Raw genomic sequence first — 13,595 nt, 5'->3', positions numbered from 1 at the left:
ATGCAGTTCGAACCGGGGGACCGACGTCGCATCCTGCCGCGCCATCTGCGTCCTGCGGCGGCCCCCGAGATCTTCTCCTACACGATCCGCCCCGCCCGTCCGGGCGATCTGCCCTCCGTCCGCGAGATCTACAACCACTTCGTGAGCAACTCCGCCGTGACGCTCGATGAGAAGAGCAGCAGCATCCCGTACTGGCGCGACAAGTTCGCGCTGCTCGATCGGCTCGGGCTCCCGTTCCTCGTCGCCGTGTCCCCGTCGGGAGTGGTCATCGGATACGCGCTCGCGCAGCCGTGGGCGGGAAAGAACGCGTATCGCTACACGGTCGAGGACTCCATTTATCTGGGCCCGGGAGCCGGCGGCAAGGGCCTCGGCGGCGCGCTGCTCCAGGCACTGATCGATGCCTGCGAACAGTTCGGCATCCGCGAGATGGTCGCGGTCATCAGCGACAGCGGTGCCGAGGCGTCGATCCGTCTGCACGCACGCCTCGGTTTCGTCGAGGCGGGACGAATGGCGCGGGTCGGCCACAAGTTCGGCCGCGAGCTCGGCACCGTGTACATGAAGCGCGCACTGAGACCCGTCGCACGTCGCCGCCGATTCCTCGTCGCCGGTCGCGGTCACTGACCTCGCGGAATCACCGGGATCGCGGCCAGCAGCGCCTTCGTGTAATCGTGCCCCGGGCGCAGGAGCACGTCGTCGGTCGGGCCGCGCTCGACGATCCTGCCGTCCTTCATCACCACGACGGTGTCGCTGAGGTTCTGCACCACGCCGATGTCGTGCGAGACGAGCACGAGGGTGAGATCGGTCGTCCGCCGCAGATCAGCGAGGAGTTCGAGGATCTGCGCCCGCACTGTCACGTCGAGGGCCGAGAGCGGCTCGTCCCCGATGAGGATGCGAGGACCGTGCACGATCGCGCGGGCCAGCGCGATGCGCTGACGCTGGCCACCCGAGAACTCGTGCGGATATCTGTCGCCGGCATCGGGCTCGAGACCGACGCGGGCGAGCACCTCGCGCACGCGCGCCCGATGATCGCCGTCGATGCCGAGGGCCCAGAGCGGTTCGCGCACGATCTGCCCGGCGGTCATCCGGGGATCGAGGGAGGCGTAGGGGTCCTGGAAGACGAGCCCGGTCTGCCGGCGCAGCCACCGGAGCGATTTCGCGGATGCCGACGCGTCGACGCGTCGTCCGTCGACGGTCACGGTTCCCGATGTCGGTCGGTCGAGTCCCAGCAGGAGGCGCACCAGCGTGGACTTGCCCGAGCCGGACTCGCCGATGATCCCCACCGACGAGCCCTCGACGATGTCGAGGTCGGTCGGCTCGAGGGCCGTCTGCCGCCGTGTGCGCTCCAGCGCGGAGCGCTTCGGGACGACGAATTCACGGGTGAGGCCGCGCGCTTCGATGAGACTCATGCGGTGCCTCCATCCGGACGCCACAGCGTCGCCGTCGCGTCGCGGAGAAGTCCCTGCGTGATCGGGGAGCTCGGCGCGGTGAGCAGATGCGAGACAGGGGCCGCTTCGACGACTCGGCCGTGCTCGAGCACGACGCCCTCCGTCGCGACCTGCGCAAGCACGGCGAGATCGTGCGTGATGAAGACGAGCGACATGCCTTCGTCCTGCACGAGGCGCAGCAGGAGTGCCAGGATCTCGGACTGGATGGTGACATCGAGCGCCGTCGTCGGTTCGTCGGCGATCAGCACTCGCGGTCGGCAGGCGAGCGCCATCGCTATCGCGACGCGCTGGCGCTGGCCGCCCGAGAGCTGGTGCGGATAGCGGTCGACGATCGACTCCGGATCGGGGAGGCGCACACGGGCGGCTTCCTGGATCGCGCGTGCGCGAGCCTCGCGTCGCCCGATGCCTTCGTGGATCCGGATCGCCTCGGCGATCTGCCGACCGACCGTGCGGATCGGATTGAGCGCAGTGCGCGGCTCCTGGAACACGATGCCGATCTCGTCTCCGCGCAGGCGAGCGAGCTCGCGATCCGGCATCCCGATCAGCTCCGCGCCGTTCCATCGGATGCTGCCGGCAGCCGTCGCGCCGTCGGGGAGGAGCCCGAGGATCGCGAGAGCCGTGAGCGACTTGCCCGACCCGGACTCGCCGATCAGGCCCAGGCGGGCGCCGTCCGCTACCTCGAATGAGACGCCGTCGACGACGCGACGCCCGTCGATATCGACGGTCAGATCTTCGACGACGAGGCTCATGCGACGACTCCGGGGGTGTGCGTCTCGGCGCGGCGGTGACGCAGCGTGGGGTCGGTCGCTTCGCGCAGCCCGTCGCCCAGGAGGTTCAGGGCGAGGACGGTGAGGGTGATCGTGAGGCCCGGCCAGATGACCGAGAGCGGGTGCACGCCGATGTAGCGCTGCAGGTCGGCGAGCAGCAGGCCCCAGCTGGGCTCGACGACGGATGCACCGAACCCGAGATACGACAGCCCGGCTTCGGCGAGCACGGCGACGGCCATCGACCACGACAGCTGCACGATGAACACCGGAGCGACGTTGGGGAGCAGGTGGCGCAGCAGGCTCTGTGCGGGAGTGAGGCCGGATGCCTTCGCCGCGAGGATGAAGTCGCTCTGCTGCACGCGCCGCAGCTCGGGGCGGGTGACGCGCGCGATGTTCACACCGAAGCCGATGCCCACGGCCCAGATCACGACCCAGAGCGAGCCGCCCCAGACCGAGGAGATCATCATCGCGATGATGAGCACCGGGAAGGCGATCAGGATGTCGACCAGCACCGCGATCGTCTCGCGCAGCCACCGGGCGGTGAGGGCTCCGAGCGCGGCGAGGGCGATGCCGACGACGGTGGCGACGACTCCGGCACCGATGCTGACGAACACCGTCGTGCGCGCCCCCGCCATGATCAGGCTCAGGATGTCGCGCCCGGTGTCGTCGGTGCCCAGCAGGTGCGGCCAGCTCGGACCGAGCCACCGGTCGCTGATGGTCGAGGACTGCGGGTCGAACGGCGTCCAGAAGAGCGCGACGAGGGCCGTCAGACCGATGAGGGCGACGACGATCAGCCCGAAGGCACCTGTCGGGGTCGCCCACAGACGGCGGAGCCACAGCGGGGCCATCATGCCTCCCTCTGGCGCGGGTCGATCGTACGGTGGAGCAGGTCGACCAGGAATCCGATCACGAGCACGAAGCCGGTGAGCACGAGGAGTTCGCTCTGCACCTTGATGAGGTCGCGGGTGCCGACGTCCGCCACCAGCATCCGTCCGATGCCCGGGAGGGTGAACAGCTGCTCGATCACGACGGATCCCACGATGATGCCGGCGATCTGCAGGCCGAGCACAGTGATGATCGACAGCCCGACGGCGGGGATGCCGTGCCGGATCAGCGCCTGCGTGCGGGTGAGTCCCTTGGCGGCGGCCGTGCGGACGAAGTCCTGGCCAGCCGCCTGCAGCGTGGCACTGCGCACGAAGCGCATGAGCATCGCGCCCTCCACGATCCCGATCGTGAGAGCGGGGAGGAGGAGAGCCTGGATGGCCTCGCCGGGAGTGCTCCACCCGGTGCGGGGGAACCCCTGCGGCGGCAGCCACCCCAGCCAGACCGAGAAGACGACGATGAGCATCATGCCGGCCCAGACGACGGGGACGGCGGCGAGGGCCTGTGCGCCGACGCTGAGCGCCGTGCCCGCACGGCGTCCGCGAGCGAGAGCGGCGAGGATGCCGAAGGGGATCGCGATCACGACCGCGATGAGGAGGGACATCAGCCCGAGCGGCACCGTAACCTGCGCCTTCAGCAGGAGCTCTTCGCCGACCGAGGCGCCGGAGAGCAGTGAAGTGCCGAGGTCGCCGCGGAAGATCCCGCCGATCCAGTCGGTGTACTGCGACAGGAGCGGCCGGTTCAGGCCGAGCGATTCGCGCAGCGCCTCGACCTCGGCCGGCGATGCTTGGGTGCCGGCGATGAGCTGGGCGACATCCCCCGGGAAGACGCGCAGGGTGAGGAAGATGAGGGCGCTCGCGACGAGGAGCCCTGCGATGAGCAGGGCTCCTCGGACGAGCGCGTATCGGATCACGGAGGACGAGACCGTCGCTTATTCGGCGGACGAGACCGTCACGCCGGCCAGGTTGATGCGCGAGTTGATCGAGTCCTCGGGGAAGCCGGTGACGATCGGTGCGACCGCGGTGATCGTCTGACCGTTGTACAGCCAGTCGGCCGCGTGGTCCTCCGAGACGATCCGCGCCGCCTGGGCGAGGAGTTCGGCGGACTTGTCGGGGTCGACCTCGGCGAGGGCCTCGGCGTAGAGGCTCTGCACCTCGGCGTTGTCGTATCCGAAGTAGTAGTCCGGGTTCGCGAAGTTTCCGAAGTCGCGCGGCTCGACGTGCAGCACGTAGCTGAGGTCGTAGTCGTGGTTGGTGTAGACGTCTTCGAGCCAGGTGGCGAACTCGACCGAGTCTACGTCGAGGGTGACGCCCACCTTCGCGAAGTCCGAGATGAGCACCTTCGGCACCGTGGTGCCGTAGAACGAGGGGATCGTGAGGGTCAGCTCGAGGTCCTCCTGCCCGGCCTCTGCCAGGAGTTCCTTCGCGCGCTCGGGGTCGTAGGAGACGACGTCGGAGAGGTCTTCGTACCCCGGGTCGAGCTCGGGGATCGGTCCGTAGAGCGGGGTGCCCGCGCCGGCCGCCTCGATGAGCGCGTCGTGGTCGATCGCCAGGCGCAGAGCCTCGCGCACGCGGACGTCGTCGAGCGGCGCCTTCGCGTTGTTGAACGCGAGCGTGGCCTTGTCGGTCGTGCGACCGGTGGTGAGAGTGAAGTCACCTGAATCCTCGAGCTGCGATGCGAGGTTCGGATCGACGGCGGTCAGCACATCGACGTCGCCCGCGATCGCGGCGTTCACACCCGCGGTGAAGTCGGGGATGTACTGGAACTCGACCGATGCGACGCCGGCGGGCTCGCCCCAGTAGGCGTCGCTGCGCGCGAACGTGATCGTGCTGCCCTTGTTCCAGCGGGTGAGGGTGAACGGGCCGGTGCCGTTCTCGGCCGTCTGCAGATCGGTGGTGTCACCGCTCTTGAAGATCAGGCCGGCGGGGCCGGTCAGGGCGAAGAGGAAGTTCTGGTTCGGCTCCGAGAGTACGATCTCGACGGTCTTCTCGTCGGGCGCGGTGATCGAGGCGACCGAGGCGAACTCGGCGTTGCCCTGGATGGTCTCGTCGGTGCGCACCTCCTCGTAGGAGGCGACGACATCGGCCGACGTCAGAGGCGAGCCGTCGTGGAAGACCACTCCGTCGTTGAGGGTGAACGAGTAGGTCAGGCCGTCGTCCGAGACCGAGTAGTCGGAGGCGATGCGCCCTTCGATCTCGTTCTCCTGGGTGCGGGTGACCAGGCCCTCGTAGATGTTGTCGATGAGGATCTGCTCGAGTGCGGCACCGCTCGTGTGCCGGATGTCGAGGTTGGTCGGCTCGAGCACGAGACCCACGTGGAGGGTCGCGTCGGGGTCGACCTCGCCCGTCGAGGTAGCGGCGGGCTGAGGGCTGCCGGAGCACGCGCTGAGGATGACAGCGGTGGCGGCGAGCGCGGAGATGAGCGCTACGCGTCGGGAGCGTCGGAACATGGTGGTTTCCTCTCGGTGCGGCAGGTGCTGTGTGCCGGTTGAACGAGCCTAGGGATGAGCGAGAAATCGAAGGGTGCGGTGTGGAACGCGACGTCACATTCCGTTTCACACCGACGCGGAGGCCGCGGCGACGAACTCGGCGAGCTCGACGGGAGCGGTCTCCTGCACGTTGTGGGTGGCCTCGAACACCACGACACGCGCGTTCGGGACGCGGCGCTGCAGCTCGTCGGCATCCGCTTCGCTGACGAAGCCCCGCGTCGCACGGATGAGGGTCAGGGGAGCGTGGACGGCGGCGAGATCGTCCCACCCGGTCTCGTGCAGGACGGACGGTGCCGCCGGTGTTCCCGGGTCGTGGGATGCGAGAGCCTGTGCGGCGAGGTGCGCGAAGTGGTGCTTCCACTCGATGCGTCCGTCCGGGCGCACCCGGGTGTTCAGGAAGACACCGCGCTCGGTCTCGGGGCGTGTCCCGCCGAACCCGAGCGCGATCGCCTTGTCGACGAGTTCGTCGCGGGTCGCGAAATCCACGGGCCCGGCGTAGAACTCGCGCAAGGCCGCAGGGCCGGCGGAGGTGTCGATGCCGGGGGTGATGTCGACGACGATGAGTTCGGCGACGAGGTCGGGGCGGCTCGCGGCCAGGGCCGCGCCGGTCAGACCGCCCAGGGACTGTCCGACGACGATCTGCGGACCGTCGGTCCAGGCATCGAGCGCCGCGGCCACGTCGACCACGAGGGTGCGCGGCGTGTAGTCGAGGTCGTCGCGCCACGACGAATCGCCGTGCCCGGCGAGGTCGATCGCGAGCAGCGGGATACCGAGGGCGAGCGCCGTCGTGTCCCAGGTGTGGGCGTTCAGGCCGGCGCCGTGCAGGAGCGTCACGCGGGCGGGTTCCGTGCCGAAGCGCAGCGCGCTGACCGTGCGGCCATCCGGCAGGGGGAGGGTGAGCCGTTCGACCGGAGGAACGGGGACGTCGAGCGCCTCGGCCTGCGCGGGAAGATAGCTGAACTCGCTGATGTCGATCACCACGCCCATATTCTGCGCCCCAGCGCGGCCATCGCGAAATGGCGGATCAGTGTGCACGGATAAAATCGCATAAGACTTGTAGATATGATCAGTTTAATCACGTCCAGCCGAGCTTCTTGCATTTCTTGATGACGGAATGCGTCGGCCGTACGCCATCGACAGCCGAATATCATGGAGTCATGAGCGAGACGCGAGTGCACCTCTCCAAGACCGAGCCGACCGCCTACCAGGCCCTCGATGCGTTCTCCCGCACCGTCGGTGAGATCTGCGCCGCCAACGGGATCGACGACCGTCTCAAGGAGCTCGTCATGATCCACTGCTCGCAGCTCAACGGCTGCGCCTACTGCACCCGCATCCACGTCGATCGTGCCGAGGCCGCAGGGATCGATGCCGACACGATGATGCAGATCGCCACGTGGCGCGAGAGCGGGGTGTTCAGCGAGCGGGAGCGTGCGGCGCTGGAGCTCGCCGAGGCGTTCACGTTCATCTCGGACGAGGGTGTGTCCGACGAGGTGTACAACCGCGTCGGCAGTGTGTTCACCGAGAAGGAGTACGCGGCTCTGAGCTGGGCGTGCGTGTCGATCAACGCGTTCAACCGCGTCGTGGTCGCCGGGCGCTACCCCGTGCCGGCGCGTGCACCGCAGGCGCAACCGTGAGCGTGCTCGACGTCGGAGGCGTCAACAACGTCCGCGACGTCGGCGGGATGCCGGCGGTCGGCGGACGCATCCGCCGCGGCATCCTGTTACGTTCCGGGCAGCTCTCCGGCGCGACGGCGAAGGGGGCAGAGGAGCTTCGTGGCCGTGTCGCGCACATCGTCGATCTGCGCGACGGCGAGGAAGTGGCAGCGGAGCCCAGCGGGATCGTCGGGCCGGAAACCACCCACCTCCCACTGTTCCTGGGGTCGGTGCGCTCGTTCTTCGAGACGGACACGAGTCTCGAGGACCTCTATCTGCATCTCCTCGAGGAGAGCGGAGGGAGGCTCGTCGACGCCATCCGGATCATCGCGGAGGGGGAGCCGACCCTCGTGCACTGCACGGTGGGCAAGGATCGCACCGGTGTGACGGTGGCGCTGGCGCTCTCGGCCGTCGGCGCGGATCGCGAAGCGGTGATCGAGGACTACGCGCTGACCGAGTCGCAGCTCCCGCCCGAGCGGAACCGCCGGATCGCCGCGTACCTGACAGAGCTGCACCCCGAAGCCGTGAACGCGGTCGCTCTCGCGACCCAATCGCCCGCCCCGGTGATGCGCCGTCTCCTCGAGATGGTCGACGAACGCTGGGGGTCGGCAGCCGACTATCTCCGCGCCCAAGGGATGACGGATGCCGAGCTGGAGGCACTCACCGCAGCTCTCGTCGAGCCCGCCGGCTGAATCGAATCTCCTAGCAAGGTTAGGCATGCCTTCATCGGTGTTACGATGGAAGAACTATGGAGACCTCGTTCGACACCCGCAGCACGCGCGCAGCGCGCCGTGCCGCTCGTCAGCGCTCGCACCACCTCGTCACGGCAGACGAGACGTCGCTCGTCGACCTCGAGATGTTCCTCTCCACGCTGCCGCTGTGCGCATCGGGTCGGATTTTCATCGAGGTTCCGACCGCCGCCGACATCCAGGTCATCGAGGCGCCCGCACGCATGACCGTGACCTGGCTGGCGCGTTCCGACCGCTCGGGAGTCCCGGGCTCCGGCCGTTCCTGCGCTCCGGGTCAGGCGCTCGCGCGTGCCACGTGCGCCTGGGCCGACGAGATGCTCTGCGACGACGAGGTCTCGACCCGGATCACGCTCCTCGGCGGTTACCTCGGTACCGCCGATATCGTCGACCACCTCACGACGGGCCTCGCGGTCGAGGCGACGTCGATCCACACCCCCGAGCGCTTCGGCCTTCTCCCGATCGATCGCTGACCGTCAGCGGGAGCGGCGCACGTAGTTGCCGTCTTCCAGCCCGGCTTCGATCTCGAAGCGGTTGCGTAGCGGATCTCGCCCCGCGACGAAGTACAGCACCGGCATGAGGAACCCGTAACGCAGCCACTGCGCTTTATGGACCGCCTCGTGGCGCAGCACGGCATCCGTCGGACGAGCGTCTCCGGTGAGGAAGCATCCTCCGACGCACACTCCGCCGCGGTTGAAGGTCCACGAAGGCATGCCCCGGAAGATCCAGAGTCCGGCGCGACGCTCGACGGGACCGGTGCTCCACAGCGACCCCCAGAGCCATCCCACCGCCGTTCCCCAGGCGTAGCCGATGCGGCTCACGGGGGAGCGGAGCAGGAACGCGGGGATGCGGCGGTCGAAGCGTCGTCCGCGCGCCAGCGCCTCCTCCGCGGCGGGTCTCCAGTCCGTCGTCATGCCACGGCGCCGATCAGGCGCAGGATCGCGCCGAGGTCATCCACCGCATCCGCGGGCGTCCGCGGCGCGAAGCCGGAGATGGTCGCCCCCGCGAGGGGGATCTCCTCCCGGAGTCGTCGGATCGCCGAGGCGAGCGCCGCCGGGGTGAGGCCGAAGGGCGCCGGATCGGAGACCCCGGTGATCTCGGCAGGATCGAGAACGTCGACGTCGATGTGCACCCACACCCGTGAGGCGCCGGTCGCGCGCACGGTATCGAGCAGCGCGTCGGTGTCATCGAGATCGGCGACCTGCAGATGGGCGAACGAGGAGATTTCGTCGACCTCGGCGTCGTCGAGAGCGCGCATCCCGACCGTCACGATGCGCTCGCGGGGGAGGGCGGCGGTGAGCGCGAGTTGCGGTTCGCCCTCGCCCAGGATCGCGCGGAGCGCCATGCCGGAGAAGGCCCCGGACGGAGACGTCTCCGGTGTGTTCAGGTCGGCGTGCGCGTCGCACCACACCACGGCCAGGTCTTCGGTGCCGTCGGGCAGCGAATCGAGGGCCGCGACGGTGATGCTGCAGTCTCCGCCGATCAGCACGCTGTACTCGTCGGTGAGATGCTCGCGGATCAGTTCGCGCGTGCGCAGGAGAGCGCTGAGTCGCCGCACACCGGTGCCCAGTGACTCGCCGGCTTCGACCGGCACGTCGAGGGTGGTCGTGCGGGCGCGGGGCAGATCGCCGGCGATGGCCGATGCGCCGTCGACGAGGAGCATCGCGCGGGCGGCCGGCGACCCCTGCCACTGCGGGACGACGAGGAATCGCACCATGAGTGCCTCCCGGGAAAGAGGAAGTGCGGATGCCCCGGACCGCGTGTCCGGGGCATCCGCGGGGTGGGTCAGTTGCCTTCGATGGCCTGGCGCGGAGCCGTGCCGCCGGCCTTCAGCTCGGCGAGACGGGCCTCGACCTCGGTCAGCTCGCCGAGGTCTTCGAGGCTCTCGAACTGGGCGTCGAGGCTCGACGCCGCGAGCTCGATCTTGCCCTGCGCGATGGCCTCCTGACGGCGGACCTTGTCTTCGAAGCGGCCCAGCTCGCTGGTGGGGTCGAGCACGTTGATCGAACCCACGGCGTCCTGCACCTTGGTCTGCGCCTCGGCGACCTTGGCGCGTGCGAGGAGCTCGCTGCGCTTGTTCTTGAGCTCGCCGAGCTTGTCCTTCATGCCGTTCAGGCCGCTCTTGAGCTTGTCGACGATCTCGGTCTGCGCGGCGATCTGCGGCTCGGCGCCGCGGGCCTCGCGCTCGGCGCTGATCTGACGCTGCAGCGCGATCTTCGCGAGGTTGTCGAACTTGTCGGCATCGGTGGCATCGCCGGATCCGCGCATCTCATCGGCCTTGCGGCTGGCGGCGAGGGCCTTGTTACCCCACTCGGTGGCCGACTGCACGTCTTCTTCGTGATCGCGCTCGAGCAGGCGCAGGTTGCCGATCGTCTCTGCGATCGCGGACTCGGCGTCGGCGATGCTGTTCGTGTAGTCGCGCACGAGCTGATCGATCATCTTCTGCGGGTCTTCGGCAGAGTCGAGGAGCGAGTTGATGTTCGCGCGGACGAGGGTGGAGATTCGTCCGAAGATGGACTGCTTGGTCATGCGAGGTTCCTTTCAGAGGGCCGTTGTCGAAGTCTTGCCGAGGAGTCTGTGAAGTTCAGAAGCGCCCACCTCCGGAGCGGCCGCTGCGGCCGCCGCTGGAGCGGCCGCCCCCGAAGCCGGAGCTGCGGAATCCGCCGCCTCCGCTCGAGCGCCAGCCGCTGCTCCGGGAGGAGGACCGGCTGCCGCCGCCACCTCCGCCCGCGAGGAGGCCGCCGATGATGCCGCCGAGGATGTCTCCTCCGAGGCCGGATCCGCCGGACGAGCCGGAGCCCCCGGAACTCCCGAACGGCCCGCTGCCCCAGCCGTCGTAGCCGCGCGAGTTGTACGCGGACACGTCGGCGGAGGCGGAAGAGATCGCCTGGCGCGCGAGGTCGAGAGCTCGGGTGGCCTCGGTGAGTGCGGCGTCGGGAGCCGTGGCGCGCAGGCCGAGTGCCTGCGTCAGGCTCGCATCGGCCTGCGAGAGGCGGGTGCGGGCGGTCGAGCCGACCGTTCCGCGCCGGGTCTCGATGAACTCGCGGGCCGTGCGTATCTCGGAGCCCGCCTGGGTCAGGGTCTGCTCGAGCATCTGCTGCGTACGTCGGGTGCGCTCCAGCGCTTCGCGCCCCTGTGCGATCGCGGCATCGATCTGGGCGTTCGCGGCGGACAGGGCATCGAACGCACGCTGCGGATTGCGAGCGGTACCGCTGAGATCGGACTGCGCAGCCTGCAGATACTGCAGTGTCGTCGAAGCGGCGGCGGAGAGCGCTCCGCCGGCGTCGGGAAGCTGTTGCGCGGCGGCGACATCGGACTGCAGCTCGGCCACGAGGGCCTGTGCTTGTGCTTCGACGGCGGTGAGGTCGGAGCCGAGGGTCGTGATCGCCTGTACGAGCTGGATCGCCTGAGCGACGGACTGTTCGGCCGTGCGGATGGCGAACGCCGCTTCGCCCGTGCGGCCCGCCGCGATCGCCTGGCCCGCGGCGTCGATCGCGTGGTCGGCGAGCGCCGCTCGCTCCTGGGCCTGGGCGGGGTTGTCGGCGACGGTGCTCAGCGCCTCGCCCGCGTAGGTCGCCGACAGCGTCGCCAGGGTCGGGGCTGCTCCGGCGAGCACGGGCGCGAGTGCGGCACGCTCACGGCGCACGCGCTCGAGCTCCTGCGGGGCGTTCTGCTCGAGCTTGCGCAAGGAGTCGAAGGCGTCGGTGTTCGCGTCGAGGAGATCGTCGATCTCATCGGCGATCCGGATGATCCGGATGTTCCAGGCACGCTGCTCGTGCACCGTGTCCTCGATCTCGTCATCGAGCTTCTGCTGGAGGTCGAAGGCCTCCGACAGCTTCGCCTTCGCCTGATCGACGGCGGTCGTGAACTCGGCGGTCGCGCTCTCGCCGAACTGCGCGATGGCGAAGCCCAGCTCCTCGCGACTCGAGGTGATGGCGTCGTCGGCCTGCACGAGTGCCGAACCCGCCTGCGTCTGCACCTGCTCATCGGTCAGCGTCGAGAACGGGTCGGCCGGATCCGGATGCTCCGGCATCGCCCCGCGCTTGCGGACCGCGGCCGCTCGGCGGCTCCGCCGGACGAGGGCGATGACCAGCCACACCACGAGTGCAAGGGCGATGAGGCCGGCCACGACGAGGAACGCCTGTAGCGCTCCCGCGCCGCCGTCGCCCTGGATCTCGTCGGCGGCGAGGAGGACCGCTCCGTCCCAGTCGTCCTGTGCGAGCAGGGGCTGGATCTCCTGCTCGATGTCGTCGAGGCGGGAGTTGCTCAGCGGCCCTCCCTCGGCCGCGGAGATGTAGTAGCTGCGCTGGTCGGTCGCGATCGCGAGCAGGTACTGATCGGGGCCGAGGTTGCTGCGCGTCGCCGTGGTGTCCGCCCATTCGACCCGATCGCTCGGCGAGGTGAACTCGTCGACGAAGACGACGAAGAGATCGGCGGACGAGTTCTCGGTGAGCTCCTGGAGCCGCGTTTCGACGGCGTCCTTCTCGCTCGCGCTGAGGACGCCCGCGGCATCGGTCACGTACCCCGAGTCGAGTGTGAGGGGATCGGTCGCGGAGGCGGCTCCCGCGGAGAGCAGACCCGCCGCTGCGGCGAGCACCGCGGCGCTCAGCGCCAGCCACCGTGTCTTCATCGTTTTCCCTCCGACCGGCAGGCGAGCCCCATGTGCCGAGTCTATTCACTCCGCCCGACACGCGACAGCATCAGGGGGCGGATCGCCGTTCGCCCTCAGCGGAGACGCATACGCTGGAAGGCATGGACGACAGGTACGGATCGGATGTGCTCGCATCGGGCTGGCGCGAGCGCGGGGCGAAGCAGGTGCCGACGGTTCCCGCGGAGGTAGATCTCGTCGTCGAGGTCGCCGACGACGGGTACTGCGGAGCGGTCACGCGCGTGCAGGGCGGAAACGTCGAGCTCGAGGACTGGAAGGGCCGCAAGCGCCTGTTCCCGCTCGGTGGCGGATTCCTCATCGAGGGCCAGCCGGCGCGGCTGGCGCCCCCGGTGCCGAAGACGCAAGCACCGCAGCGCACGGCATCCGGATCGTTCGCCGTCGGAGACCAGCGCGCGCGCATCGCGCTGCCGAGCCGCATCCTCGTCGAGGGCAAGCACGACGCGGAGCTCGTCGAGAAGGTGTGGGGCGCCGACCTCCGCGTCGAGGGCGTCGTGGTCGAGTACCTGCAGGGCGTCGACCTCCTCGACGACCTGCTCGCCGAGGAGCCTCCGTCCGCGAAGCGGCGCTACGGCGTGCTCGTCGACCACCTCGTGCCGGGCTCGAAGGAGTCGAGGATCGCGGATGCCGTCGCCCGGGGTCCGCACGGGCGCCACGTGCGCATCGTCGGGCATCCGTTCGTCGACGTGTGGCAGTGCGTCACCCCACGTGCGCTCGGCATCGCGCGCTGGCCCGAGATCCCGCGCGGCACGGACTGGAAGACCGGCATCTGCCGCGCCTTCGGATGGCCGCACGAGACCCAGGCCGACACCGCGCGTGCCTGGCAGCACATCCTGAGCAAGGTGCACACCTACCGCGACCTCGAACCGGCGCTGCTCGGTCGGGTGGAGGAGCTGATCGACTTCGTGACGGAACCCGCGGGCTGATCCACGCGCAGGACGGGGGGATG

Annotated in this window: 15 protein-coding genes; 5 read left to right on the top strand and 10 right to left on the bottom strand. The window is 69.3% G+C overall.

Going from position 1 to position 13,595, the window contains the following annotated elements:
- On the top strand, positions 1-621 hold the full coding sequence (locus tag ACIQTT_RS04385; RefSeq protein WP_402786523.1) for a GNAT family N-acetyltransferase: 621 nt from the start codon (positions 1-3) through the stop codon (positions 619-621).
- Here ACIQTT_RS04385 and ACIQTT_RS04380 read toward each other — a convergent pair.
- From ACIQTT_RS04380 to ACIQTT_RS04355, 6 genes are all read right to left on the bottom strand, one after another.
- On the bottom strand, positions 615-1,406 hold the full coding sequence (locus ACIQTT_RS04380) for an ABC transporter ATP-binding protein (RefSeq protein ID WP_402786520.1): 792 nt from the start codon (positions 1,404-1,406) through the stop codon (positions 615-617). The genes ACIQTT_RS04385 and ACIQTT_RS04380 overlap by 7 nt on opposite strands.
- Positions 1,403-2,194, bottom strand: coding sequence for an ABC transporter ATP-binding protein (locus tag ACIQTT_RS04375; RefSeq protein WP_402786517.1), 792 nt, complete (start codon positions 2,192-2,194; stop codon positions 1,403-1,405). Before ACIQTT_RS04375 ends, ACIQTT_RS04380 begins: the two co-directional genes overlap by 4 nt.
- The gene (locus ACIQTT_RS04370) at positions 2,191-3,063 is read right to left on the bottom strand and encodes an ABC transporter permease (protein WP_402786514.1); all 873 of its coding nucleotides are present in this window, start codon (positions 3,061-3,063) and stop codon (positions 2,191-2,193) included. The genes ACIQTT_RS04375 and ACIQTT_RS04370 overlap by 4 nt, the downstream gene beginning before the upstream one ends.
- Positions 3,060-4,007: an ABC transporter permease gene (locus ACIQTT_RS04365; protein ID WP_402786511.1), complete on the bottom strand. Its 948-nt coding sequence runs from the start codon at positions 4,005-4,007 to the stop codon at positions 3,060-3,062. Before ACIQTT_RS04365 ends, ACIQTT_RS04370 begins: the two co-directional genes overlap by 4 nt.
- Before the next feature lie 18 nt (positions 4,008-4,025).
- Positions 4,026-5,543: an ABC transporter substrate-binding protein gene (locus tag ACIQTT_RS04360; RefSeq protein ID WP_402786508.1), complete on the bottom strand. Its 1,518-nt coding sequence runs from the start codon at positions 5,541-5,543 to the stop codon at positions 4,026-4,028.
- Between the two features lie 105 nt (positions 5,544-5,648).
- Positions 5,649-6,569 (bottom strand): alpha/beta fold hydrolase, encoded by a 921-nt coding sequence (locus ACIQTT_RS04355; protein ID WP_402786505.1) that lies wholly within the window; start codon positions 6,567-6,569, stop codon positions 5,649-5,651.
- A gap of 170 nt (positions 6,570-6,739) precedes the next feature.
- On the opposite strand from ACIQTT_RS04355, the gene ACIQTT_RS04350 reads away from it, so the two are divergent.
- Genes ACIQTT_RS04350 through ACIQTT_RS04340 form a run of 3 tightly spaced genes read left to right on the top strand, consistent with a single transcriptional unit; the run spans position 6,740 to position 8,453 of the window.
- Positions 6,740-7,216, top strand: coding sequence for a carboxymuconolactone decarboxylase family protein (locus tag ACIQTT_RS04350; protein WP_402786502.1), 477 nt, complete (start codon positions 6,740-6,742; stop codon positions 7,214-7,216).
- Positions 7,213-7,926: a tyrosine-protein phosphatase gene (locus ACIQTT_RS04345; RefSeq protein WP_402786499.1), complete on the top strand. Its 714-nt coding sequence runs from the start codon at positions 7,213-7,215 to the stop codon at positions 7,924-7,926. The genes ACIQTT_RS04350 and ACIQTT_RS04345 overlap by 4 nt, the downstream gene beginning before the upstream one ends.
- 56 nt (positions 7,927-7,982) lie before the next feature.
- On the top strand, positions 7,983-8,453 hold the full coding sequence (locus tag ACIQTT_RS04340; RefSeq protein ID WP_402786496.1) for an SIP domain-containing protein: 471 nt from the start codon (positions 7,983-7,985) through the stop codon (positions 8,451-8,453).
- Between the two features lie 3 nt (positions 8,454-8,456).
- Here the strand turns inward: ACIQTT_RS04340 and ACIQTT_RS04335 are convergent, their stop codons facing one another.
- The 4 genes from ACIQTT_RS04335 to ACIQTT_RS04320 all read right to left on the bottom strand — a co-directional run bounded on the left by ACIQTT_RS04335 (position 8,457) and on the right by ACIQTT_RS04320 (position 12,610).
- Positions 8,457-8,894 carry a Fe-S oxidoreductase gene (locus tag ACIQTT_RS04335; RefSeq protein WP_402786493.1) on the bottom strand — a complete coding sequence of 146 codons (438 nt, stop codon included), beginning with the start codon at positions 8,892-8,894 and terminating at the stop codon, positions 8,457-8,459.
- Positions 8,891-9,697 (bottom strand): arginase family protein, encoded by an 807-nt coding sequence (locus tag ACIQTT_RS04330; protein ID WP_402786490.1) that lies wholly within the window; start codon positions 9,695-9,697, stop codon positions 8,891-8,893. The genes ACIQTT_RS04335 and ACIQTT_RS04330 overlap by 4 nt, the downstream gene beginning before the upstream one ends.
- Positions 9,698-9,765: 68 nt before the next feature.
- Positions 9,766-10,509: a PspA/IM30 family protein gene (locus tag ACIQTT_RS04325; RefSeq protein ID WP_402786487.1), complete on the bottom strand. Its 744-nt coding sequence runs from the start codon at positions 10,507-10,509 to the stop codon at positions 9,766-9,768.
- 55 nt (positions 10,510-10,564) lie between these two features.
- Entirely contained in the window at positions 10,565-12,610 is a 2,046-nt protein-coding gene (locus ACIQTT_RS04320) for a TPM domain-containing protein (RefSeq protein ID WP_402786484.1), read from the bottom strand.
- 122 nt (positions 12,611-12,732) lie between these two features.
- Here ACIQTT_RS04320 and ACIQTT_RS04315 point away from each other — a divergent pair, with 122 nt between their 5' ends.
- The gene (locus ACIQTT_RS04315) at positions 12,733-13,572 is read left to right on the top strand and encodes a DUF3097 domain-containing protein (RefSeq protein WP_402786482.1); all 840 of its coding nucleotides are present in this window, start codon (positions 12,733-12,735) and stop codon (positions 13,570-13,572) included.
- The last annotated feature ends 23 nt before the right edge of the window (positions 13,573-13,595 follow it).

It is taken from the genome of Microbacterium sp. NPDC090225 (assembly GCF_044772365.1).
Classification (GTDB): Bacteria; Actinomycetota; Actinomycetes; order Actinomycetales; family Microbacteriaceae; genus Microbacterium.
The sequence above is the reverse complement of the archived record's forward strand: the minus strand, read 5'-3'. Positions and strand labels throughout refer to the sequence as shown.

Bases quoted from the DNA above. Each gene is read 5' to 3' on its own strand.
- ACIQTT_RS04385 (WP_402786523.1), top strand. From the start codon at position 1: ATGCAGTTCGAACCGGGGGACCGACGTCGCATCCTGCCGCGCCATCTG.
- ACIQTT_RS04380 (WP_402786520.1), bottom strand. From the start codon at position 1,406: ATGAGTCTCATCGAAGCGCGCGGCCTCACCCGTGAATTCGTCGTCCCG.
- ACIQTT_RS04375 (WP_402786517.1), bottom strand. From the start codon at position 2,194: ATGAGCCTCGTCGTCGAAGATCTGACCGTCGATATCGACGGGCGTCGC.
- ACIQTT_RS04370 (WP_402786514.1), bottom strand. From the start codon at position 3,063: ATGATGGCCCCGCTGTGGCTCCGCCGTCTGTGGGCGACCCCGACAGGT.
- ACIQTT_RS04360 (WP_402786508.1), bottom strand. From the start codon at position 5,543: ATGTTCCGACGCTCCCGACGCGTAGCGCTCATCTCCGCGCTCGCCGCC.
- ACIQTT_RS04355 (WP_402786505.1), bottom strand. From the start codon at position 6,569: ATGGGCGTGGTGATCGACATCAGCGAGTTCAGCTATCTTCCCGCGCAG.
- ACIQTT_RS04350 (WP_402786502.1), top strand. From the start codon at position 6,740: ATGAGCGAGACGCGAGTGCACCTCTCCAAGACCGAGCCGACCGCCTAC.
- ACIQTT_RS04340 (WP_402786496.1), top strand. From the start codon at position 7,983: ATGGAGACCTCGTTCGACACCCGCAGCACGCGCGCAGCGCGCCGTGCC.
- ACIQTT_RS04335 (WP_402786493.1), bottom strand. From the start codon at position 8,894: ATGACGACGGACTGGAGACCCGCCGCGGAGGAGGCGCTGGCGCGCGGA.
- ACIQTT_RS04330 (WP_402786490.1), bottom strand. From the start codon at position 9,697: ATGGTGCGATTCCTCGTCGTCCCGCAGTGGCAGGGGTCGCCGGCCGCC.
- ACIQTT_RS04325 (WP_402786487.1), bottom strand. From the start codon at position 10,509: ATGACCAAGCAGTCCATCTTCGGACGAATCTCCACCCTCGTCCGCGCG.
- ACIQTT_RS04320 (WP_402786484.1), bottom strand. From the start codon at position 12,610: ATGAAGACACGGTGGCTGGCGCTGAGCGCCGCGGTGCTCGCCGCAGCG.
- ACIQTT_RS04315 (WP_402786482.1), top strand. From the start codon at position 12,733: ATGGACGACAGGTACGGATCGGATGTGCTCGCATCGGGCTGGCGCGAG.